Source organism: Alicyclobacillus vulcanalis, assembly GCF_900156755.1.
Classification (GTDB): Bacteria; Bacillota; Bacilli; order Alicyclobacillales; family Alicyclobacillaceae; genus Alicyclobacillus; species Alicyclobacillus vulcanalis.
In genome coordinates this window covers 79,542-101,942 of the sequence record NZ_FTOO01000002.1, presented here as the reverse complement: position 1 = coordinate 101,942, position 22,401 = coordinate 79,542, and the positions used below count along the sequence as shown (strand labels likewise).

21 protein-coding genes are annotated in these 22,401 nt (G+C 62.7%); 20 read left to right on the top strand and 1 reads right to left on the bottom strand.

The annotated features are described in order from the left end of the window. Window positions 1-6 precede the first annotated feature (6 nt). From hemB to BW934_RS02865, 3 genes are all read left to right on the top strand, one after another. Entirely contained in the window at window positions 7-987 is a 981-nt protein-coding gene (gene hemB, locus BW934_RS02875; protein WP_076345380.1) for a porphobilinogen synthase, read from the top strand. 12 nt (window positions 988-999) lie between these two features. Continuing rightward, complete coding sequence (gene hemL / locus BW934_RS02870; protein ID WP_076344933.1) at window positions 1,000-2,307, top strand: glutamate-1-semialdehyde 2,1-aminomutase; 1,308 nt, start codon at window positions 1,000-1,002, stop codon at window positions 2,305-2,307. Between the two features lie 173 nt (window positions 2,308-2,480). Beyond that, entirely contained in the window at window positions 2,481-3,812 is a 1,332-nt protein-coding gene (locus BW934_RS02865; RefSeq protein WP_076344931.1) for a hypothetical protein, read from the top strand. 70 nt (window positions 3,813-3,882) lie between these two features. Here the strand turns inward: BW934_RS02865 and BW934_RS15045 are convergent, their stop codons facing one another. After that, window positions 3,883-4,044, bottom strand: a complete 162-nt coding sequence (locus BW934_RS15045) for a hypothetical protein (protein ID WP_200805711.1) — start codon at window positions 4,042-4,044, stop codon at window positions 3,883-3,885. Between the two features lie 132 nt (window positions 4,045-4,176). Between BW934_RS15045 and BW934_RS02860 the strand changes: the two genes are divergently transcribed. From BW934_RS02860 to BW934_RS02780, 17 genes are all read left to right on the top strand, one after another. Then, entirely contained in the window at window positions 4,177-4,713 is a 537-nt protein-coding gene (locus tag BW934_RS02860) for a hypothetical protein (protein WP_076344929.1), read from the top strand. 280 nt (window positions 4,714-4,993) lie between these two features. Next, window positions 4,994-7,639, top strand: coding sequence for a valine--tRNA ligase (locus tag BW934_RS02855; protein WP_076344927.1), 2,646 nt, complete (start codon window positions 4,994-4,996; stop codon window positions 7,637-7,639). A gap of 15 nt (window positions 7,640-7,654) precedes the next feature. Continuing rightward, complete coding sequence (locus BW934_RS02850; protein WP_076344925.1) at window positions 7,655-8,953, top strand: bifunctional folylpolyglutamate synthase/dihydrofolate synthase; 1,299 nt, start codon at window positions 7,655-7,657, stop codon at window positions 8,951-8,953. Between the two features lie 15 nt (window positions 8,954-8,968). Further along, entirely contained in the window at window positions 8,969-10,360 is a 1,392-nt protein-coding gene (gene murC, locus BW934_RS02845; RefSeq protein WP_076345378.1) for a UDP-N-acetylmuramate--L-alanine ligase, read from the top strand. Between the two features lie 317 nt (window positions 10,361-10,677). Next, on the top strand, window positions 10,678-11,667 hold the full coding sequence (locus tag BW934_RS02840; protein WP_076344923.1) for a 3D domain-containing protein: 990 nt from the start codon (window positions 10,678-10,680) through the stop codon (window positions 11,665-11,667). Window positions 11,668-11,899: 232 nt separating this feature from the next. Then, window positions 11,900-13,726: a phospholipase C gene (locus tag BW934_RS02835; protein WP_234969509.1), complete on the top strand. Its 1,827-nt coding sequence runs from the start codon at window positions 11,900-11,902 to the stop codon at window positions 13,724-13,726. A gap of 144 nt (window positions 13,727-13,870) precedes the next feature. Next, window positions 13,871-14,839 carry a hypothetical protein gene (locus BW934_RS02830; RefSeq protein ID WP_076344921.1) on the top strand — a complete coding sequence of 323 codons (969 nt, stop codon included), beginning with the start codon at window positions 13,871-13,873 and terminating at the stop codon, window positions 14,837-14,839. A gap of 226 nt (window positions 14,840-15,065) precedes the next feature. Then, entirely contained in the window at window positions 15,066-15,767 is a 702-nt protein-coding gene (gene radC / locus BW934_RS02825; protein ID WP_076344919.1) for a RadC family protein, read from the top strand. Between the two features lie 16 nt (window positions 15,768-15,783). Beyond that, window positions 15,784-16,818, top strand: a complete 1,035-nt coding sequence (locus BW934_RS02820; protein WP_076344917.1) for a rod shape-determining protein — start codon at window positions 15,784-15,786, stop codon at window positions 16,816-16,818. A 23-nt stretch (window positions 16,819-16,841) separates the two neighbouring features. Then, the gene (gene mreC / locus BW934_RS02815) at window positions 16,842-17,708 is read left to right on the top strand and encodes a rod shape-determining protein MreC (RefSeq protein ID WP_076344915.1); all 867 of its coding nucleotides are present in this window, start codon (window positions 16,842-16,844) and stop codon (window positions 17,706-17,708) included. Further along, complete coding sequence (gene mreD, locus BW934_RS02810) at window positions 17,705-18,226, top strand: rod shape-determining protein MreD (protein ID WP_076344913.1); 522 nt, start codon at window positions 17,705-17,707, stop codon at window positions 18,224-18,226. Before mreC ends, mreD begins: the two co-directional genes overlap by 4 nt. Window positions 18,227-18,342: 116 nt before the next feature. Beyond that, window positions 18,343-19,014, top strand: coding sequence for a septum site-determining protein MinC (locus BW934_RS02805; protein ID WP_234969506.1), 672 nt, complete (start codon window positions 18,343-18,345; stop codon window positions 19,012-19,014). Window positions 19,015-19,019: 5 nt separating this feature from the next. Further along, complete coding sequence (minD, locus tag BW934_RS02800; protein ID WP_076344909.1) at window positions 19,020-19,814, top strand: septum site-determining protein MinD; 795 nt, start codon at window positions 19,020-19,022, stop codon at window positions 19,812-19,814. A gap of 68 nt (window positions 19,815-19,882) precedes the next feature. Further along, on the top strand, window positions 19,883-20,743 hold the full coding sequence (locus BW934_RS02795; RefSeq protein WP_076344907.1) for a murein hydrolase activator EnvC family protein: 861 nt from the start codon (window positions 19,883-19,885) through the stop codon (window positions 20,741-20,743). Then, the gene (locus BW934_RS02790) at window positions 20,740-21,645 is read left to right on the top strand and encodes a site-2 protease family protein (RefSeq protein WP_076344905.1); all 906 of its coding nucleotides are present in this window, start codon (window positions 20,740-20,742) and stop codon (window positions 21,643-21,645) included. Before BW934_RS02795 ends, BW934_RS02790 begins: the two co-directional genes overlap by 4 nt. A gap of 106 nt (window positions 21,646-21,751) precedes the next feature. Continuing rightward, on the top strand, window positions 21,752-22,066 hold the full coding sequence (gene rplU, locus BW934_RS02785) for a 50S ribosomal protein L21 (protein ID WP_076344903.1): 315 nt from the start codon (window positions 21,752-21,754) through the stop codon (window positions 22,064-22,066). Beyond that, on the top strand, window positions 22,063-22,383 hold the full coding sequence (locus BW934_RS02780) for a ribosomal-processing cysteine protease Prp (RefSeq protein WP_076344901.1): 321 nt from the start codon (window positions 22,063-22,065) through the stop codon (window positions 22,381-22,383). The genes rplU and BW934_RS02780 overlap by 4 nt, the downstream gene beginning before the upstream one ends. The last annotated feature ends 18 nt before the right edge of the window (window positions 22,384-22,401 follow it).

Here is a 22,401-nt window from a genome sequence, read left to right as displayed (position 1 = left end):
ACTGACATGAGCCAGTTTCGCCGTCACCGCCGCTTGCGCCGCACCCCCTTTTTGCGCGATCTCGTCCGGGAGCACCGCGTGCACGCGGACGATCTCGTGTACCCGATGTTCGTCGAGGAGGGCCTCCAAGGCACGTCTCCCATCTCGTCCATGCCGGGAATCGCCCGCTACGGGCTTGACGCGCTGCGCCGCGAGATTGTCGCGCTATCGGAGCTCGGCCTGAAGTCGGTGATTCTCTTCGGCATTCCGCGCGAAAAGGACGAACTTTCCTCGTCCGCTTACCACGAGCACGGCGTCGTGCAGGAGGCGATTCGCGCGATTCGTGCGGAGAACCCGGATTTGGTCATCATGACGGACGTGTGCCTCTGCGAGTACAATCCGCTCGGCCAATGCGGCTTGGTTCGCGATGGGAAGATTGTGAACGACCCGACGCTCGAGCTGTTGGCCAAGACAGCCGTATCGCACGCCCAGGCGGGGGCCGATATCGTCGCGCCATCTGACATGATGGACGGGCGGGTGGCGGCGATCCGCCAGGCGCTCGACGCGCACGGTTACGAGGACGTGATCGTGCTCTCGTACGCGGTGAAATACGCCTCGTCGTTCTACGGGCCATTTCGCGAAGCGGCCGACTCCGCGCCCCAGTTCGGCGATCGCAAGAGCTATCAGATGGACCCCGCCAACGGCCGCGAGGCGATGCGCGAGGCGAGGTCGGACCTCGAAGAGGGAGCCGACATGATCATGGTGAAGCCGGCGCTCGCGTACATGGACGTGACGGCTCGCCTGCGCGAGGCGGTGGACGTGCCCATCGCGACCTACAACGTGAGTGGCGAGTACAGCATGGTCAAGGCCGCGGCTGGGCACGGTTGGATCGACGAGCGGGCCGTCGTGATGGAGATGATGACGTCGTTCAAGCGCGCGGGCGCCGACTTGATCTTGACGTACCATGCGCCCGACGTGCTTCGCTGGCTGCGCGAAGAGGCGCGCTGAGGGGGGACAAGGATGGTCGGAGAGCGTTCGAAGCAGGCATTTGCTCGCGCGGAGCGTGTGCTGGTGGGAGGCGTCAATTCTCCGGTGCGGGCGTTTCGCGCGGTGGGCGGCACGCCGTTTTTCGCCAATCGCGGCGAAGGGCCGTACTTGTACGACATCGACGGGAACCGCTATATCGATTATCTGATGAGCTGGGGGCCGCTCATCTGGGGGCACGCTCACCCCGAAATCGTGCGCGCCATTGCCGAGACGGCTGCGCGCGGGACCAGCTTCGGCGTGCCCACGGAGCTCGAGACCGAGATGGCGGAGGAGATCGTCGAACTGGTGCCTTCGGTCGAGAAGGTGCGCATGGTCTCGAGCGGGACGGAGGCCACCATGAGCGCCATCCGCCTCGCGCGGGCGGCCACGGGCCGGTCGTACATCGTCAAGTGCATCGGGTGTTACCACGGCCACGCGGACCCGTTCCTCGTCAAGGCCGGATCGGGCGTAGCGGCGCTCGGGCTGCCCGATTCCCCAGGCGTGCCGTCTTCGGTCGCGGAGCGCACCTTGACCGTGCCGTACAACGACGCGGTGGCGATGGAGCGGCTGTTTGCCGATCGCGGCGACGAGATCGCGGCCGTCATCCTGGAGCCGGTCGCAGGCAACATGGGCTGCGTTCTGCCGCGGCCGGGGTATTTGGAGGCCGTGCGCGAGATCACGCGCCGCCACGGCGCCTTGCTCATCTTTGACGAAGTCATCACGGGCTTTCGCGTCGGATTGGGCGGCGCCCAGGCGCGCTTTGGCGTCATCCCAGATCTCACGACATTCGGCAAGGTCATCGGAGCGGGCCTGCCGGTTGGGGCCTACGGCGGTCGCCGCGACCTCATGTCCCTCGTCGCACCGGAGGGCCCCGTCTATCAGGCGGGCACGCTCTCCGGCAATCCGCTCGCCATGGCGGCAGGTTTAACCTCCATTCGGATGCTGAAGCGCGCGGCGCAGGAGGGCGCCTATGATCGGCTTGAGCGCTACGGGCGCAGGCTGGCAGACGCGTTTTGTGATTTAGCCTCGAAGCACGGATTGAACGCGACAGGCCACGCCATCGGCGGCATGTTTGGCCTATTCTTCCACGAGGGTCCCATCGTGGACTTTGAGAGCGCCAAGGCGTCCGATTCGTCCCTCTACGCGGCGTTCTTTCACGAGATGCTGAAGGAAGGCGTGTCCTTGGCGCCGGCGCAATTGGAGAGCGGCTTCATGTCGATGGTGCACGGAGAGGACGAGATCGAGCAGACCATCGCGGCCATGGAGCGCGTCTTTCCGAGAATTGCGGGGAAACGAGGCTGAGGTTCACGTGTCCTGTCGCGCGGCGGCCGAGGCCTCGAGCGCGGAGGACGTCGTGCGGCCGCGGCGGGCGACAAGGACCGCACACCTCCTTCGAACCGCGCCATCATCGACATATCTCGCGGAGGCGGGACATAGATTGGTGGTGGAATCCTGCGGTTTGGGGAGGGGCTCGAATGTCCGAAGTTTCGCGCGAACTCTTGATTCGGCTCCCGGTCGATCAAGAAGTCTACGCCGAACAAGTCGCCTCCGGCGATACGGTACAAGATGCGACCGTCGCGACGGAAATCGTCGCGTTCGATCAGGACCGCGACACGTACCAACTTGAAGGCGCGATCGTCTTCGCGGCCTATGTCCAGAAGGCCACGAGCGGCGACGTGGTTCACGTGCACCAGCGGCTTCCGTTTTTGCTGCGCGTCCCGGCATCTGCTCAGCAGAGCGGCGTGCTGAACGTCAAGAGCCGGTTGGCCGGCGTACAGCTGGATGTCACGGGCGACGCATGGCTCCATTTGGGCGGTTGGCTCGAGGTGCACGGGCTCAACGGATCCCAAGGATACCTGTTCCGCTGCGGCGCTCAGGAAGTGCATGAGGCGGTACCGTCACCTGAACCGGTCGCGCCGGCGGACGCGCATCTTCTGTCGCCGTTGGCCGATCCGGCCTTTGATCTCGCGCTTCGCGGCGAGGCAGAGGGGACGACCGCCGGGCGCGCGGAGCGCTCGGACGACGGAACTCCAGAGGCTCGCGGCGGCCCGGACGCCACTGGCGACACCTCAGAGGGTGCGGGCGAATCGCCGGAGCCGATGAGCCCTCGGCTGGCCGAGTTCGACAAGTTCCTGCCGTCAAGCCAGGCGGCCGACGAGATGCCGGCGGGATCGCCCGAAGTCGGCGACACGGCGCCACCACCGTCGATCTCGGCAGCGGATGCCCCGGTCGCGTCCTTCGAGTTTGTGCATCAGGTGGACGATCTCGCACCGGGTGGAGACGAGGTGGAGCGCGCGCCTGCCACGGACGCGAGCGCGCACGGTTTCGTGCCGGCGCCTGGGGAAGCGGTGGCCGCGCGCAAAGCTCTCGACGTGGCGTCTGGGGAACAGGAGACGGAGGAGGATGCCAAGCCGTCCGCTCCCAAGGTGGCCTTCTTTGCGTCTGCCCGCAGCGAGGGGCCGGAGCCAGCGGAGGCGGCCGTTCCATCCACTGACGGGGTGAATGCCGAAAGCGTTGAAGCGTCGGAACCCGCTGAGGTGGTGCGTCACGAGTTCGACGCATCGAAGTCCCAAAACAAGAAACTGTGGTCGTTCGTGGATTTCAACGCGCCGGAACCGCGCCACACCCTTCGCTTTGTCATCGTGCTGGAAAATGAAACGTTGGAAACCGTGGCCGAGCGCTGCGGCGTGTTGCCGAGCGAACTGGAGCGGGCGAATCCGTGGCTTCAGGGCCCACCGGAGCCTGGCACGGCGCTTCTCGTGCCGGAGCGCCGGCTGACGATTCAAAAGGTCGTCACGCTCAGTTGAGCCATGCGAAGTGGGAGAATGGGCGGGAATCGTGGCCAACGTCGCGGTTCCCGCTTTTTGTGTCTCCCCGTCATGGAGCGCCGAGAAACATCAGAAAGAAAACGAAAAAAAGCAACATCAGAATGAGCAGATCGAGCGCACTCGGCCAGAAGATGGCCCGAAAGAAGAGGAGCAAAATGGCGAGCGCGAGCAGCAACTTGACGAAGCGGAGCAGGTTTTGAAACAGTCCCACGGAGCCGACCTCCTCACTGAGCCGATACATGTATATGCGGCGAGTGGACGGAGTGGTCTTCGAGTATGCAGACGGCCTCGAATCTGATAACATAGGGTCGTCCACATTCGCGGCAGGTCTGGAGGAAGTCGGTTGGAGTCCACAACAAGCGCTTGGAAGACGGGCGTGTGGCGCGGGTGGTACTGGCGGTTCGATCTGTTGACGGTCGTCGCCATCGCGGCCCTTGAGTGCATCGTCTACTACGCGTCCGGGGGAAAGTACTCGTTCTTCTTTTCGTCCGAACTGGGTACGCTCATCGCCGTGGTGGCCGTCGTGCAACGCGCCAAGGAAAAGCGAAGCCTGAACGGGCTTGTGGTAGGCGCCGTCAGCTACTTGCTCGGATTTCTCTTTCAGTGCACGCTCGGCTACGCCGAGACGCACGATGCCATCGTGCACGGACAGGCGCGTGCGTTTTACACACAGATCGCGATGACCTTTGTCATTGCGCTCCTCTTCGCCTGGGTGTACGGGTGGACCACGGATTGGTCCGAGCGCCGCAGGGCAGAACTCGCGGCAGAGCGGGCGAAGAAGGAAGCCCAGAAGGGCGTATCCGGTGAGGACGAGCGGCCGCGCGTGCGCATTCACCGGAAGAAGAAGCGCCGCGGGCGCGGCAAGCGGCCAAAGTCTTGACAACGAATTCCCGAGTTGCGTACGATATGCACCAGATCCCATATGCGAAGGCGAAGAAGGGAAGGAGTAGGGCGTCGCCGGATGTCCAGAGAGGGCGGGCAAAGTGCTGAAACCGCGCCCCTTCCGGTCGCTTGAAGGTCGTCCTGGAGCCGTACCGGTCATCCCGTTATCGGTGTTCGAGAGCCTCGAGTCGTCGTTTCTCGGGGAATTCAGGTGGTATCGCGGAGCCCTCCGTCCTGAAGGACTGGGGGCTCTTTTCCATGAGACGAGGAGGATGAAGATGTCGCAACGAACACTGCCCACCGTGTATGATCCCAAATCCGTCGAAGCGCGTATCTACGAGGTGTGGGAGCAGGGCGGTCACTTTGCGCCGCGCGAGGGCGCGCGCGGTACGTTTTCCATCGTCATGCCTCCGCCGAACGTCACAGGCGTCCTGCACCTCGGCCACGCTTTGGACACCACGCTGCAGGACATCGCGACGCGGTTCCGGCGCATGCAAGGCTACGCGGCACTGTGGATCCCGGGCACCGATCACGCCGGTATCGCCACGCAGGCCCGCGTCGAGCAGGCGCTGCGGGAAGAAGAGGGCAAATCGCGTTACGATCTCGGCCGAGAGGCATTCGTGGAGCGGGTCTGGGCTTGGAAGAACCAGTACGGCGGGACCATCACGAGTCAAATTCGCGCGCTTGGCGCGTCTTGCGACTGGTCGCGCGAGCGGTTCACCATGGATCCCGGCCTGTCGCGAGCCGTTCGCGAAGTGTTCGTCCGCCTGTACGAAGAGGGGCTCATTTACCGGGGGAACCGCATCATCAACTGGTGCCCACGCTGTCGCACCGCGCTCTCCGATATTGAGGTCGAGCATGTCGAGGAGCAGGGCGTGCTGTACCACGTCCGCTACCCCCTGGAAGACGGTTCGGGCGATCTCGTCATCGCCACCACTCGCCCGGAGACGATGTTCGCCGATGTCGCGGTCGCCGTCCACCCGGACGACCCTCGGTACACCGCGTTTGTCGGCAAGACGATCCGCCTGCCGCTTTCCCATCGCTCCATTCCCGTCATCGCGGATGCGTACGTGGAGCGGGACTTTGGCACCGGCTGCTTGAAAATCACGCCCGCGCACGACGCCAATGACTTCGAGGTCGGCCAGCGCCACGGTTTGCCCGCGCTCGTCTGCCTCGATCAGGACGGGCGGCTCACGGACCTCGCCGGGCCATTCGCCGGCTTGCCGCGAGAGGAAGCGCGCAATCGGGTGGTCGAGGCGCTGCGCGAGCAGGGCTACCTCGTGCGAGAGGAGGCGCTCGATCACGCCGTCGGCCACTGTGAGCGCTGCGGTACCGTGGTCGAGCCGTACCTGTCCGAGCAATGGTTTGTGAAGATGGAGCCACTCGCCAAGGACGCACTGGCAAGGGCGCGGGCTGGAGAGCTCCGGTTCCTGCCCGAGCGATTCATGAAGGTGTTCGAACAGTGGCTCACCAACGTGCGGGATTGGTGCATCTCGCGTCAGCTGTGGTGGGGCCACCGCATCCCGGCGTGGTATTGCGCTTCTTGCGGCCAGATCTCGGTTTCGCGCGACGATCTCGACCATTGCTTGCATTGCGGATCGGCGGACATTCAGCAGGACGAGGACGTCCTTGACACGTGGTTTTCTTCGGCACTCTGGCCGTTTTCCACAATGGGATGGCCTGAAAGCACGTCCGATCTCGCCCGTTTCTATCCGACGACGCTTTTGGTGACCGGCTACGACATCCTGTTCTTCTGGGTGGCGCGCATGGTGTTTATGGGCGTGCACTTCACCGGACAGATGCCGTTCGAGTCGGTGTTGCTCCACGGCCTGTTGCGCGATGCGAAAGGCCAAAAGATGTCCAAGTCCAAGGGCAACGGCATCGATCCTCTCGACGTGATCGACCGATATGGGGCCGACGCGCTTCGCTTCATGCTGGCGTCCAATACGGTGCCAGGCAACGACCTTCGCTTCACCATGGAGAAGGTCGAGGGCGCGAGGAACTTCTTGAACAAGCTGTGGAACGCCGCACGCTTTGTGCTCATGAACGTCGAGGAGGGGTGGACGCCGGAGCCGCTCCAGGTGCAGGCGCTCGACCTCGCGGATCGGTTCATTCTCCACCGACTTGGCGACACCATTCGGCGGGTGACGTCGGCGCTCGAAGTCTACGACGTGGGCGAAGCGGCGCGCGCGGTCTATGAATTCACGTGGGACGAGTTCTGCGACTGGTACATCGAATTTGCCAAGATCAATCTGTACGGCGATCGGGAAGACAAAAAGCGCCAGACGCAGTCGGTGTTGCTCACCGTCCTGTCGCGCGTCTTGATGCTCTTGCACCCCTACATCCCGTTCGTGACGGAGGAAATCTGGCAAGCGCTGCCGAACACTACAGGTATGCTGATCGACGCCGCGTGGCCCGAGGCGGAGGATTTGCCACAGGACGAGCGCGCCGTGGCGCAAATGCGGGTGGCGATGGACGTCATTCGCGCGGTCCGCAACGTGCGTTCGGAGCTTCAGATTCCGCCGAAGACCTCGGTGCCCATCGTCATCGCCTGTGATTCCGAGGGCGTCCGCGACGTCGTGGAGCAGGTCCGGGAGATGATCTCGCGCTTTTGCAACGCGGAGCGCGTGGACATCGGCGCCGGGATCGAGCCGCCGAAACAGGCTGCGGTCCAGGTGGTGACCGGGGCGAAGATCTACATTCCGCTTGTCGGCCTGATCGACATGGACGCCGAGCGGGAGCGGCTCAAGAAAGAGGCAGGGCGCTTGCAGGCTGAGGTCGAACGCCTGGAGAAGAAACTTGCGAACGAAAACTTCGTCCATCGCGCACCCCAGGAGGTCGTCGAGCAGGAGCGCGCAAAGTTGGCGGATTACAAGGCCAAGTTGCTCGCGGTCGAGGCGCGCAGGGCATCGCTTGAAGCGTGAGGGCGGGGGCGGCCGATGCGGTACGACGAAGCCTGTCAGTACATCTCCACGCTCCGGCGGTTCGGCATGAAGCCCGGTTTAGACCGGATGCGTCGGATTTTGTCGAAGTTGGATCATCCCGAGGACGGATTGTGCTTCTACCACGTCGCCGGCACCAACGGCAAGGGGTCGGTTTGCGCCATGCTCGCGGCCATGCTGGGATCGCTCGGCTACAAAACGGGGCTGTATACGTCGCCCGGTTTGGGCGGCTTCAACGGGCGCGTCGCGGTGGACGGCAAGCCGATCGACGAACAGGCATTCGCGGATCACGTCGAAGCGGTCATGCATGCCGCCGATCCCGCCGATCCGCCGACGGAATTTGAAGTGCTGACGGCGGTCGCTCTGCTCGCGTTCCGGGCGGCGGGCGTTCTGCGGGTGGTGTGGGAGACGGGGCTCGGCGGCCGTCTCGACGCCACCAACGTGGTTTGGCCTCACGTGACGGGCATCACCAACGTGTCCTACGATCACGTGGAGATTCTCGGGCCGACGCTCGTCGACATCGCGCGAGAAAAGGCAGGGATCATCAAGGAGGGCGTGCCCGTAGTCACCGCCTGTGCGGATGGCGCGTACCGTGTCATAGAGCGCACGGCCGAGCGGCTCGGGGCGAGGCTCATTCGCGTAGGCCGAGACGTGCAGTTCACCTCCATCGGCGCGGGCGTTCGCCTTCGTGGGGCGTATCGCGGCCTGTTTCGCGATGCCCCCTCGGTCCGCCTGGGCTTGTCGGGCGAGTATCAGGCGCAAAACGCCGCCGTAAGTCTCGCGATGTTGGAAGTGGGCGAGGGACCCTTGCCGCCCGAGCGATGGGCGCAGGCGCTCGCTTCCCTTGAGGGCGTGCGCTGGCCGCTTCGCTGTGAAGTGTTTCACGTCGGCGGACGTGCGGTCGTGATCGACGGAGCGCACAATGAGGAGGGCGCTCGCACGCTCGCCCGCACGCTTGTGCGCCTGGGGAAGGGGCTTGGGGCGCGGGGATGGCGGATGATCTTTGCTGCGTTTGCCGACAAGGACGTGCGAGGCATGTTGAGCCATATGTTGCCTCTCGCGTGCGACATGTTGGTGGTGCGTTCGCCGCACCCGCGCGGGGCCCATCCGGAAGAGCTGGCGAGGTGGGCGAGAGAGCTCCGGCCCGATCTCCCGATTCGCGTGATGGCGTCCATCGACGCCGCGATCCAGGAGGCGCTGGCCGAACCCGAGCCCTTGGTGGTTTGGGGAAATTTGTATATGGCGGAATTGGCGCGGAACACTATCATTGCACTTGGAGCAGAGGAATGGCGGTAAAGGACGGTGAGGCGCGTGCGCGGTACGGAACATGTGCATTTCGTCGGGATCGGCGGCTATGGAATGAGCGCCATCGCGCGGGTGATGCTGGATCTCGGCTACCGAGTGTCGGGGTCGGATGTTTCTCGTCATGAGCTGACGGAAAAACTCGCTTCGCGCGGCGCCACGGTGTATTACGGGCATCGGCCCGAACACGTGGACGGCGCGGATATCGTCGTGCACAGCACGGCCGTGAAACAGGACAACGTCGAGCTGGAGGCGGCTCGAGCCCGGAACATTCCGGTCATTCACCGAAGTGAAATGCTCGCACGATTGATGGACGATCGCGTCGGCATCGCCGTCACGGGTGCACACGGCAAGACCACCACGACGTCCATGATCGCGTTTGCCATGGAGCAAAACGGCCTGGATCCCACGTTCGTGGTCGGCGGCGTCGTGGCCGATCTCGGCGACAATGCCAAGGCGGGTCAGGGCCCGTTCGTCGTGGCGGAGGCCGACGAGTCGGACGGATCGTTCCTTCACTACCGACCGACCATCGCCGTGGTCACGAATGTCGAAGCGGACCACCTGGAGCACTACGACGGCAAGTTCGAGAACCTCGTGCGAGCGTACGAGACGTTCATTCGCCAAATCCCGGCGGAAGGCCTGCTCGTGATGTCGGCAGACGATGCGAAACTTCGGGAGCTGAAGTCCGCCGCACGCTGTCGCGTGATCACGTACGGGTTTGCGGAGGACGCCGACATCACCGCCCGTTCCGTGAACCTCGGCGATCGCGCCTCCCGATCCGACGTCTTCATCCGCGGCGATCGCGTCGGAACGCTTCAACTCGCCCTGCCGGGCAAGCACAACGTGCTCAATGCCCTGGCCGCCATCGCGGTGTGCATGGAAGTTGGGCTGACCTTCGAGGCGGTGGCAGAGGCCTTGTCGAGATTTCATGGCGCGAAACGCCGGTTTCAAGTTGTGGCGGACGTGGGCGGCGTGCTGATTGTCGACGATTACGCACATCACCCCACGGAGATTCGCGCCACTATCGCGGCGGCGCGATCGACAGGCAGGCGCATCGTGGCGGTATTCCAGCCCCAGCGGTACACGCGCACGTTCTTTTTGTTCGAGGAGTTTACCAAGGCGTTTGACGAAGCCGACGAGGTCATCTTGTGCGACATCTATTCGCCGGCCGGCGAGCGAAAGATCGATGGCGTGTCGGCGGCCCGCTTGGCAGGCGAGATCGCGCGCACGAGCAATCCGAACACGCGCTACCTGCCGACGCACGATGATGTCATCGCGTACTTGGCGCAAACGGTTCGCCCGGGCGATCTCGTCCTGACCATGGGCGCGGGGGATGTGTGGAAGGTGGCGAAGGGGCTCGCCAACATCCTGCAGGTCCCGGAGCGCCAGGCGCTCGTCTGAAGCGGCTTGGCAGGGTTTTGGCGCGGATTTTTGCAGGAGGACACCGATCTTTGCAGGAGGACGGCGGAACCGGCACGCCCGATGTTCCCCGTCCTCTTGTTGTCGAATTTCCTCGAAATGATTTTCAACGTCCTCGACATGTTTCCCGTCCATCCGCCATAGCTTATCTCATACACTAAAGGCAACCGTTCAGGCTGCCGAGAGAACGCCGGCGAATGCGCTTACAGAACGTGGTTTGCATTCCCGGCCCAATCTCGCTATACTGTCCGCAGCCCGACCCCCTATCCGTCAGGGAGAAAACGGAAAGAGGTGAGGGAGTGCGTCTACCAAAGTCGAAAGCCGTGGTGGCAGCTGTGACGGCGGCAGCCGTCGGCTTTGGAGGTGCGGGGACGGTGGTCGCCAGCACCTACAAGACCATCACGGTGTCAGACAATGGGCAGCGCAAGGTGTTGCGTGGGTTTTCGACCGGAACCTTGGAAGAATTCCTAGAGCAGCACGGCGTCCACATCGGTTCGAGGGACCGCGTCAGCCCGGCACTCGATAGCTCAGTCGTCAATGGCGAGATCGTGACCATTGAGAGTCCCAAGGAAGTGGTTTTGGACGTCGAAGGCAAGACGGAGACGGTCTGGACCTTCGCCAAAACCGTGGGTGAACTCTTGAAGGCGCAACACATTGAACTGACGCCGCACGATCGAATGAACGTCAAGACGGGGGATCTCATCCGGCAAGGCGAGACCATCGAAATTCACAGCTACGTGACCGAGACCACCACCGAGACGCAGGACATACCGTTTCAGACCATACGTCGCACGACCAATGACCTTCTTCAAGGACACGTTCAATACGTGACGCACGGTGTGAAAGGGTTGCTGCAAGTTCAGACGACGCGCGTCTATCGGGATGGCAAATGCATTGCCACGCGGGTGGTCAAACGAGTCGTCAGGGAGCCTGTGGATGCGGTGGTCGAGGTGGGCACAGCCCAGCCGAAGCCCGTGCAATCGACGCTTGCGACGAGATCGTCCAACCCAGATCCCGGGCTCATCCGCGAGTCGCTGACGGTCGTCGCGACCGCGTATGTGGCGGGGGGCATGACCGCGACGGGGGTGCCTGCACAGCCTGGCGTGATTGCGGTCGACCCGCGCGTGATTCCGTTAGGTTCGCGGGTGTACATCCCGGGCATCGGGGTGTGCATCGCCGCCGACACGGGATCGGCCATTGTGGGAGATCGCATCGACATCTGCATGGCGTCGCTGTCGCAGGCCGATGCGTGGGGGGCTCGCACCATCACGGTGTACGTTCTGGGGTGAATCGAAAGCGGCATAGGGGTAAGGGTGAGGAAGGGCCTTGTGTGAGGCCCTGTTTTTTTGTGTGTTGCAAAGCCAGCGGCCTCACTTTCGCAGGGGCAGTTGCGGACAGGGGACGGTTTTTCTCAATTCACACGGAATCTTTTCGAAAGATTCACTTGACGTTCACCGTCTCTCCATCCTGTCCGGCTACATTCGGCTCGTAGCATCTCTGTGTAGAGGGGGTTCCCACACTGTGAAGAAGGGAAAGAGATGGTCCGCCGCGCTCGCGACGTCCGTGGCCCTGTTTGCCACCCTGTCGCCCCAAGCGCTCGCCAGCGACACCGTGGTTCCGCAAGTGAACACGCTCACGCCCATTCATCACCTCGTCGTCATCTTCGACGAGAACGTCTCCTTTGATCACTATTTCGCCACCTATCCGAACGCCGCCAATCCAGCCGGCGAGCCGCCCTTTTACGCCGCGCCGGGCACCCCGAGCGTCAATGGCCTGTCCGGAAGCCTTCTCACGCACAATCCCAACGGCGTGAATCCGCAGCGCCTCGACCGTTCCCAAGCCGTGACGCCGGACATGAACCACAACTACACGCCGGAGCAGCAGGCCGTGGACGGGGGCCGCATGGATAACTTTATCAATACGGTCGGCCGCGGAAATCCCATCGATCTCGACTACTACGACGGAAACACGGTCACCGCGCTCTGGTATTACGCGCAACACTTCGCCTTGAACGACAACGCGTACTGCACGCAGTACGGCCCGTCTACGCCTGGCGCCATCAACCTGATTTCGGGCGACACCGCGGGAGCGACGGTTTATTCTTCAAGTGAGACCAGCGGCGCCGCACAAGTCGTGCCACCCGGCAGCAAAAACTTTCCGAATGCCGTGACGCCAAACGGCGTCGACATCGGCGACATCGATCCCTACTACGACAGCGCCTCCAAAGGCATGACCATGGCGATGGCCGGCAAAAACATCGGCGACCTGTTAAACGCGAAGGGGGTCACCTGGGGCTGGTTCCAGGGCGGCTTTGCAAATCCGAACGCCAAGGACAACAATATCGCCGGCACAGATGAAACCACCGATTACAGCGCACACCATGAGCCGTTCCAGTATTATGCGTCTACGGCAAATCCGAATCATCTGCCGCCTACGAGCGTGGCGATGATCGGGCGCACGGATCAGGCAAACCACCAGTACGACATCACGAATTTCTTCCAAGCATTGCAAAACGGAAACATGCCCGCCGTGAGTTTCCTGAAAGCTCCCGAATACGAAGACGGTCACGCCGGCTATTCCGATCCCCTCGACGAACAGCGCTGGCTGGTCCAGACCATCAATCAAATCGAGGCGTCGCCCGATTGGTCCTCCACCGCCATCATCATCACCTATGACGACTCGGATGGTTGGTACGATCACGTCATGCCTCCGCTCGTGAACGGATCGAGCGACAAGGCCGTGGACGTGCTCGGTGGCACGCCGGTTCTGCAAAACGGGACCGACAGGGCGGGCTATGGACCGCGGGTGCCGTTCCTCGTCATCTCGCCCTACGCCAAACACAATTTTGTCGATAACACGCTCATCGACCAGACTTCCGTTCTGCGGTTCATCGAGGAGAACTGGGGCCTCGGCTCGTTGGGCCCAGCGTCGTACGACTCGCTCGCCGGATCGATCATGAACATGTTTGACTGGAACACGCAGAACCCGCCTGTGTTTCTCGATCCGACGACCGGTGAACCCGTGTCCCCAGATATGCAGCCGGAGGTCATTCGCGGCACCACGTATCTCAGCCTGAATCACTACGCTCAAAACCTCGATGTCGTGCTGCAAACCTCTCGGGGGATGGCGCGGTTCTCCTACGAGGGGCACGAGGTCGAGATCGACGAGCGTTCCGGGCTTGTCCGGGTCGATGGCGAAGCGGTCCATCTCAAGGCGCCTCTTGTGCGGGTGGACGGCGTATGGATGGTGCCCGTAGAGGAAATGGATTCGCTCATTGGGGCCACGCTGCACACCTACACCGACGGTCATCTCACCTACTATCTCTTTTCTCCGCAAGACGCCCATTGAACTTTTCGCCCCTGGCGCGAGTCTTTCCGTATGGGTTCGCGCAGGGGCGTTCCCCCTCAACCTTCTCCGTCTAGCATACCCGTTGCCTCCCGTTCATAGACTAGCCGTGATCCATCACGTGCAGCGGCCGGGAGGGCGATCGGGTTGAACGCGTCGGACCCCATTCAAACGAACCACGAAACGCACAAGCAGACGTCGCATACCGTTCGCGTCCGCATGGGCAAAGAGAGCTGGACGCTCTCAAATTCCAGCGCCGCTCGAGAGCAGACCGAGCCCATTCTCCGCGTGGAGCCTCGGCAAACGACCATCACGCTGGCTGCGATGCGGGCGCGTATTGCGCAGTCGGCGTCGCAGTCGCCGACCGATTCGCGCTTTCTGCGCCTCTTGGCGTCCATCCGACAATGGGTGCTGCCGGAAGGCGAGGGCCGCTTTCGCGCGGGACTGAAGACCGGGCTCGCGACGGGCATGATGCTCGGCTCCCTTGCTTTGGTCGGCTTTCACCAACTCGCGGCGCCCGTGTCCGCCGTGGGCGGGTTGCCCGCAGCGACGCGCGTTTCACCGGCGAGTGTCGCGCCGGGGCCATCCTCGTCCATTCCCTATCCCGGGCTGTCCGCGACCTTGGCGGTTCCTGTCCGTCGCTCGGGAGCATCCGCTTGGCTGGCCCTGACGCCCGTCGGCATGGCCCACTGGTTTCACGCCGCTCGGCTTCGCCCTTCGGACTATCGGGTTCAGGCGATCCGGCTTCGCGCGGGTCAGGTCACGGTGCAGGGCGTCGTGTCGCAAGGCGCCGTGCGCCAGGCGTCGGACGCTCTGGCGCTGGCTGAAAGCGCCCTGTTGACCTCGATTTCCTGGGCAGCCGATGGAGGAAGACAGGTGGACGCAGCGCGGGCGCTCCAGAACGCGCTGGCGGTTCCTCCGAGCGTTTGGTCCAGCTGGCCGGGGGGCGGCGGTCAGGTCGCGGTTCAGTTGCGCACGGCCCTTCAGGCCATGCTCGCCTCGGTCCGCAGGGGAGACCCACGGCGTTGCGAGATGCAGGCGGTCGAGGCGCTCGACGATTGGCTCAAGCTTTGCGGCCGGGCGGGCGTAATGGAACTGTCGAAAATGGGGCATTGACGAACCGTGTCGAACATGTTCACAATAGTACCGTCGCGACGTGCTCTTTCTTTCGACGCACGAGCAGGTCGAGCTGGATGGTTGAGACACCCAGTTTTGCGATCCGTCCGGACGAACCGGACCCTTTTTTTGGGTGTTCAACGCCTGTATCCTTGTTTTCACTAACGTGGTTTGTTCCATGCCCCTCGTTTCCGTATGCTGAGCCCATGCAGAGGAACGAGGTGGGATGCAGATGGACTGGGATGTTTGCTTGGCATCCGAGCTGGAAGATGGACCGCGTGAGCGCTTGATGCGCCTCGGCCCGAGTGCCCTTCGTGTGGACGAGCTCTTGGCTTGCATTATGCAGTCAGGGAACGGCAAGCAAAACGTGTACGAGATTGCGCAATCGCTCTGTCGGTATCTCGGAGATCTCGACAGGCTTGCTGACCTCGAGGTGGCCGAGCTGTTGGCCGTGCCTGGCATTGGTCCGGCGAAAGCTGTGCAGATTGCCGCAGCCGTGGAGCTCGGGCGACGAGTGGCGCGCAAGCCTCCGGGCGATAAGCGGCAGATCAGGACGGCCGAAGACGCAGCAAAGTATGTCATGGACCGGCTGAGGTATCTTAAAAAGGAACATTTTGTTACCCTTCTTTTGGACACGAAGCACCGGGTCTTGGCTGAAGATACGTCGTCGGTGGGCAGCCTGGATGCTTCGATTGTACATCCGCGCGAGATTTTTCGCCGAGCCATCCGCATCAGTGCTTCGAGCATCTTGTGCATACATAATCACCCCAGCGGCGACCCATCTCCGAGCCCTGAAGATATCGCGGTTACGAAGCGCCTCGTCGAGGCGGGGCGGGTGCTTGGGATTGAGGTGCTGGACCATATCGTGATTGGCGACGGGCGGTTTGTCAGCCTGCGCGCGGAAGGGTATTTGAATTCCATTCCATGAGAGGAGTCGCGCTTTGATGTTTTCTGTTCGAGATATGGGTGTCGATCTGGGTACGGCCAACACGCTGGTGTACGTCAAAGGCAAGGGGATCGTCGTGCGTGAGCCCTCGGTCGTGGCGATTCGCACGGACACCGGCAGCATCGAGGCGGTCGGGGCAGAGGCGAAGCAGATGATCGGTCGCACTCCGGGGAACATTGTCGCCGTCCGGCCGATGAAGGACGGCGTGATCGCCGACTTTCAGACGACCTCGGCCATGCTTCGCCATTTCATTCGCCAGGCGATGAAGACGAAGTCGTCCTGGTCTGGAAAGCCGCGCGTGATGATCAGCGTGCCCTCGGGCATCACGGCGGTCGAGCGGCGCGCGGTGGAGGACGCGGCGTTGGAGGCAGGCGCGAAGGACGCACAGGTCATTGAGGAGCCCATGGCTGCCGCCATCGGCGCGGGCTTGCCGGTGGGGGAACCGACCGGATCGATGGTGGTGGATATTGGCGGCGGTACCACGGAGGTGGCCATCATCTCGTTGGGTGGGATTGTCACGTCTCGGTCCATCCGCGTGGCGGGAGACGAGATGGACGAGGCCATCATTCAGTACGTGAAAAAGACGTACAATCTGATGATCGGCGAGCGGACTGCAGAGGACCTCAAAATTCAAATCGGGGCTGCGGATGACCTTGATGAAGAGCGCTCGATGGAAATCCGCGGGCGCGACCTTTTGACGGGGTTGCCCCGGAACGTGACCATCACCTCGAAGGAGATCAGCGAAGCCCTGTCCGATACCGTGCTCGCCATCGTCGACGCCGTCAAGGTGACGTTGGAGAAGTCCCCTCCGGAGCTCGCCGCCGACATCATGGACCGGGGCATTGTGCTGACGGGTGGCGGGGCGCTGTTGCGCAATCTCGACAAGCGCCTGTCCCGCGAGACCGGCATGCCCGTCCTCGTTGCGGAGAACCCGCTCGATTGCGTCGCCATCGGTACGGGGAAGGCGCTCGACAATTACGATGTCTACCGCAAGCGCTCGGCCGCCATGCGGCGGGCACAGGGCCGGGCATAAGGTGACGGAGAAGAGGGATATTCGTGTCCCGTTATTTGACGAGTCGCCGGCTGTTCCTGATTCTCGGCAGTTTCATTGTGCTCATGATTATTGCCGGGCTCACGCTGTCGCAGACGGGTCGCCGAGCGACTTTCCCAGAACGAGTGCTCATGGACGTGCAGAGCGCGGTCTCGAGCATTGTGTATCGGCCGGTGAGCAAGCTCACGGGATTCTTTGCGGGGCTCACCAATCTGCGGCAAATGTACGAAGAGAACGCGGCTCTGAAGCAGGAAATGGAAAATTATCAGGCCCTCCGCGCGCAGTTGACCGATGCGCAGGCGGAAAATCAGCGCCTGGAGACCATGCTCCATTTTTACCAGCGCACGGCGAGCCAGCTGCATGAGATTCCAGCCGCCGTGGTGGGGCGGGAGCCGTCCGAGTGGAATTCGGCCCTCACGATCAACGTGGGGAGCGCGAATGGGGTTGCGCCGAACATGGCGGTGGTCGCACCGGACGGCAGTCTGGTCGGACGGGTGGATACGGTCAGCGCGCACAGCGCCCGCGTGGTGCTCATCACCGACACCGAATTGGGCGATGGCGTATCCGCCTTGGTCGAGGCGAGTCATATGCAACCGTTTGGCGTGATCACGGGTTCGACCTCCAACCCTGGCGAGCTGAACTTGGACTTTCTCGGGCAAATCATTCAGCTGCCTGCTTCGCAACTCGTGGGAGACGAGGTCGTGACCTCCGGGCTCGGCGATGTGTTTCCTCGGGGTCTGGTGATTGGCACCATCACGAAGGTGATTTACGGAGCGCATAACACCGCGAAAGCGGCCATCGTCCAGCCCGCGGCGCAGATGGACTTTCTTCAGGACGTGTTTGTCGTCCGGGCACAGGGGAGTACGCCGTGAAAGCCGCCGTCTCGTTCGCGATGTTGTGGCTCGGTCTCATCCTTCAGGCGACGTTGTTCGAAATCCCGCCGATGAACGTGATTCATCCGGATTTCGTGCTCGTGATCCTCGTGCTGCTCACCTTGTTTCGAGGCGCGAATTTGGCCATGGTGTTTGGGATTGTCATCGGGCTCATTCAAGATGTCTGCTATGGCCCGTTCATCGGATTGAACGCGTTCGCCTACGGCCTGATCGCCTATATCGCCGCGGCTGTGTTCAGCCAATTTATGCAGAAGAATCTCGCCATCGCCTTCTTGACGACGATGGTCTTGTCGTTTGTGCATTCGTGGCTTACCTACGGCTTCATGCGGTTGTTTGAGCTGACGAGCGACTCGCTTCAATTCGCGCTGTCGGCGTCGCTTCAGTCCATGTTTGTCAATGGCGTTGTGGCCCTGTTCCTGTACCCGCTCATCCGTGGGCTATGGAGTCGCCCTCGCAGGCGCCGATACGATGCCCTGCATCACGCGGATTCGCCCTGATCACGTCGATTTCACGTCTTCGGAAGGAAATCGTCGAATTCAGGGCGAATACTGCCTGTTGGGCGATCGCGCCATCCTGGAGGGAGCTGCCGTTGATTTTAGAGAGTGAGCCACTGATGGATCATAGGCCTCCGGTCACCGTGAAGGGAACCCGCGAGGGACTGACGTTTCTGCTCGATGAGCGGGCGGACGTCGAACGCGTGTGCACGTACCTTGAAACCCTCATCACGGGGGAAACCGGCAAGTTGTTTGAGGGCCCCACCGTGGACATCTATGTCGACTACGGTAAAAGATCCTTGACTCCCCAGGAGACTTGGCGCATCCTCGACGTGTTTCGCAAGCGGGACAACTTTCTGCTGCGGGCCTGGGGCCATCTGCCGGAGGCGCGCGATGCGGCTTCGCGTCGGCAACCAGGAACTCGCATCCAACACATCTACCACGGGCTGGTTCGGTCAGGGCAGCCCCTTTCGTTCGACGGAGATGTCGTGATCATCGGGGATGTGAATCCGAGCGCCGTGGTGGAAGCCACAGGGGATATCTACGTCTTTGGCCGCCTGCTTGGCATCGCGCACGCGGGCGTGGCTGGCGATGAGACCGCGGTGGTTGCGGCCGCCGAGTTCGCTCCGATGCAGATCCGCATTGCCGACGTCGTCAGCCGAGCCCCTCAGATGCGCGCGACGATGGAGTACGCGTACTTGGATGGCCGCGAGATGCGCGTGGCTGAAATGAAGTACTTTCTACCGTGGCATAAACTTCGAAAACGTTCCGGTCGCGAAGAGCGAAGGTGATGTGAGTGGGCACCGCGATTGTGATGACATCCGGCAAGGGCGGCGTGGGCAAGACCACCACGACGGCCAACGTATCGACGGCGCTCGCCCTGCTTGGGAAAAAGGTGTGCATGGTCGACGCCGATATCGGGCTTCGCAATCTCGATGTCGTGATGGGTTTGGAGAACCGGATCATCTACGACATTGTCGACGTAGCCAGCGGCGACTGTCGGCTGGAGCAAGCGCTCATTCGCGACAAGCGCTTCGAGCACCTCGTCCTTTTGCCGGCGGCGCAGACCAAGGACAAGCGGGCGCTCACAGCCGAAAAAATGGTCGAACTGGTGAACGAGCTGAAGAAGTCTTTCGACTTCGTGATGATCGACTGTCCAGCGGGGATCGAGGAAGGTTTTCGCGTCGCGGTCGCGCCGGCCGAGATGGCGATTGTCGTGACGACGCCGGAACATACGGCGGTTCGGGATGCGGATCGCGTCCTTGGGCTCCTGGAGCGCGACAAGGTCGGGGAGCCGAGGCTCGTGGTCAACCGGATTCGCCCAGAGATGGTCAAGCGGGGTGACATGCTGGACATCGACGAGATCGTCCAAGTCTTGGGGTGTGACCTCCTCGGCGTCATCCCCGACGATGAGCGCGTCATTCGCAACAGCAACCGCGGCGAGCCCGTGGTGCTCGATACCGCGGTTCCCGCAGCAACGGCATACCGCAACATCGCCCGGCGCATTCTCGGTGAATCGGTGCCGCTCATGCACCTTGAGGACAAGGCGGGCCTTTGGGGCAGGCTCCGGAAGTGGGTCGGCGGGCGCTGACGCCCTGCCAAGCGGCGGGCATACCTGTCCTCCTCGTGGCGTAGAGATGTCATGAGAGGAGGACGGGTATGCCACGAAACATTCGAGCCTGGCCGCGGAAACGTCAAGAACCTTCACCGGCGACCGAGACATCGGAGGTCACGCCGGATGCCTGCGAGGCGCCGAGCCGGTGGACCACCGCCGAGTCCGACCCATGGCCGGAGTCGCCGATCTCTCCCCTTGGCTACGCAGATGACGATGGCAGCATCCGGCAGGTGGAAAGCGCGGCATGGCTGCATCCCGTGCGGATGCGTGCCAAGGCCTCGCGCGGCTTTCAGCCAGCTGGAGCCAAGAAACCTGGCGCTTCCCGTGGAACATCGCGTTTAACCTGGCAGCTGTTTGGCGCCATCGTGCTTGTCGCATCGGGTTATGCCCTTCAGCACGATCCTCGAATTCCCGCGTCCCTCGCCGCACGAGCTGTGGATGTGTTTGACGTGGACTACACGTCTCGTCTCCAGTCGGCCCTGGATGAAGTGCTGGCTCGGCTCCATGTGCGTCCTGTCTCGTTGGGCGTCTCTCAAGCCCTTCAGACCGCTCGTGCCCCCGTCTACGGCCGCGTCATTCAAGGCTACGGCCCCAATCACCCCGAGGTCTGGGTGCAGGGCGACGCCGGCGACACGGTCCAGGCGGTGGCACCGGGGACGGTGCTCGGCGTGTATCAGACGGGCAACACGTACCTCGTCAAGGTCGATCACGGCGCGGCCGGGATCGCGCTCTACGGCGGACTGGGCTCGGTGGCGGTGCATCCGGACGAGATTGTGTTGCGCGGACAGGAGCTCGGGACCTTGCCTCGTGCGCCCGCGCACCCGGTGTTTCGCTTTTCGGTGGAGAAAAACGGAACGTACGAAAATCCCGAGCTGTGGGTGTCGTTCGCGGGAGGCAAGTCATGATCCTCGGGCGACGAAGGCTTCGGCGTGTGGGAACGCGGGTGAGCATTCACCCGCTCTTTCTGTTCTCCGCCGTCGCTGCGGTCGTCGCTCACCTGGGCCTGCAGGTGATCGTGCTGTTTCTCTGCGTCGTGCTGCACGAGACGGGACATGCGGTGGTCGCGCGAGCGCTCGGTTACGAGATCGAGCAGATCGAGCTTTTGCCGTTTGGTGGGGTCGTGAGACTGGCGAACGGCGATCTCGGCTGCGCCCCTCGCCACGAAGCGCTGGTCGCACTCGCGGGGCCCCTCGTCAACCTCGGGCTCGGGTGGCTGGGCCTGGCGCTCGCCGCGGGCGGTGTCTCGTCGGACGCGTATGCGTCTTGGGTCTCGTGCAATCTGTGGCTCGCGATTTTTAACCTACTCCCCTGCCTTCCGCTTGACGGCGGACGACTTTGGCGGGCGAGCCGAAGCCGCAGCGTGGGTTATGCGCGCGCGACGGAAGGGGCGTACCGTATGGGGTTTGGCATTGCGGTGCTGCTCGTCGTTCTCGGCGTCACCGCGTTTTTCGCGGGGAGGCCGCACATCGGCGCCTTGGTCCTTGGGCTGTTTCTCGCGTTCTCCGCGTGGCAGGGCCTGCGGGATGTGCGCGTCGACATCATACGTTTCCTGGATGGCAAGCGCAGCAAAGCTTTGCCTGTCGCTCGCGCCCGGACGCTTGTGGCGCGCTGGGATACGCCGGTGCGCGACGTGGTCCGGCAGTTTTCCCCCGATCGCGTCCACATGGTGTATGTGCTCGATCGCGACGAGCGCGTGATCGATATCCTCGAAGAGCGGGAAATCGTCGACGCGGTCTTTGCCGGTGCGTGGGACGCACCGGTATCTCAACTGCCCCATACCGACGTTGTCGCCGACCGCAAGTTGTGATAAAATGCTCGAAGTGTGTCACTGTAACCGCATGTCGCCGGCTGCAAAAGGCTTGCGTTCGCGCGGCCTGCCGGAGCAGCGAGTCTGAGTGAGGGAGCGTTGCCGGATGTACGCAATCGTTGAGACCGGTGGAAAACAGCTTAAGGTCCGTCAGGGCGACACCATCGTGGTGGAGAAGCTCGACGGCGAGGCCGGATCGGAAATCGTGTTGGACAAGGTGCTGCTGGTTCAGAACGATGGCCAGGTCCAAGTGGGCTCGCCGTATGTGCAGGGCGCCAAGGTGATCGCCAAAGTGGTGGAACACGGGCGCGGTAAGAAGATCGTCGTGTTCAAATACAAGCCGAAGAAGAATTACCACAAGAAGCAAGGACATCGTCAGCCCTACACCAAGCTCACGGTGGAGTCCATCCAGCTCGCATGATCGAGGTCGAACTCCTCCTGCACGGCGATGGCATCGAGGGCTTTCGCGTTCGGGGACACGCCGGATACGCAGAAGCAGGACAGGACATCGTCTGTGCAGCTGTGAGCGTACTTGTCTACAATTTTGTGAATTCCGCCGAGCGCTTTGCGGGCGCGCGATTCGACGTGCAGGATGTCGGCGAAGCGTTGACGTGCCGTTTTCCTGAGGCGTTGGACGCTCGTGCCAAGTTGCTCTTCGACAGCATGGTATTTGGCATCGAACAGGTAGCGGAGCAGTATCCAGAGCACGTGCGCATCCGCCGTGTTCAGGCCCGCTGATCGCTGAGCGCCACGGCG

Excerpts from the sequence above, each read along its gene's own strand:
- BW934_RS02805 (WP_234969506.1), top strand. The coding sequence starts at position 18,343 with ATGGATCATAGGCCTCCGGTCACCGTGAAGGGAACCCGCGAGGGACTG.
- radC (WP_076344919.1), top strand. The coding sequence starts at position 15,066 with ATGCAGATGGACTGGGATGTTTGCTTGGCATCCGAGCTGGAAGATGGA.
- BW934_RS02795 (WP_076344907.1), top strand. The coding sequence starts at position 19,883 with ATGCCACGAAACATTCGAGCCTGGCCGCGGAAACGTCAAGAACCTTCA.
- hemL (WP_076344933.1), top strand. The coding sequence starts at position 1,000 with ATGGTCGGAGAGCGTTCGAAGCAGGCATTTGCTCGCGCGGAGCGTGTG.
- BW934_RS02780 (WP_076344901.1), top strand. The coding sequence starts at position 22,063 with ATGATCGAGGTCGAACTCCTCCTGCACGGCGATGGCATCGAGGGCTTT.
- BW934_RS02855 (WP_076344927.1), top strand. The coding sequence starts at position 4,994 with ATGTCGCAACGAACACTGCCCACCGTGTATGATCCCAAATCCGTCGAA.
- BW934_RS02790 (WP_076344905.1), top strand. The coding sequence starts at position 20,740 with ATGATCCTCGGGCGACGAAGGCTTCGGCGTGTGGGAACGCGGGTGAGC.
- BW934_RS02850 (WP_076344925.1), top strand. The coding sequence starts at position 7,655 with ATGCGGTACGACGAAGCCTGTCAGTACATCTCCACGCTCCGGCGGTTC.
- rplU (WP_076344903.1), top strand. The coding sequence starts at position 21,752 with ATGTACGCAATCGTTGAGACCGGTGGAAAACAGCTTAAGGTCCGTCAG.
- BW934_RS02820 (WP_076344917.1), top strand. The coding sequence starts at position 15,784 with ATGTTTTCTGTTCGAGATATGGGTGTCGATCTGGGTACGGCCAACACG.
- hemB (WP_076345380.1), top strand. The coding sequence starts at position 7 with ATGAGCCAGTTTCGCCGTCACCGCCGCTTGCGCCGCACCCCCTTTTTG.
- BW934_RS02865 (WP_076344931.1), top strand. The coding sequence starts at position 2,481 with ATGTCCGAAGTTTCGCGCGAACTCTTGATTCGGCTCCCGGTCGATCAA.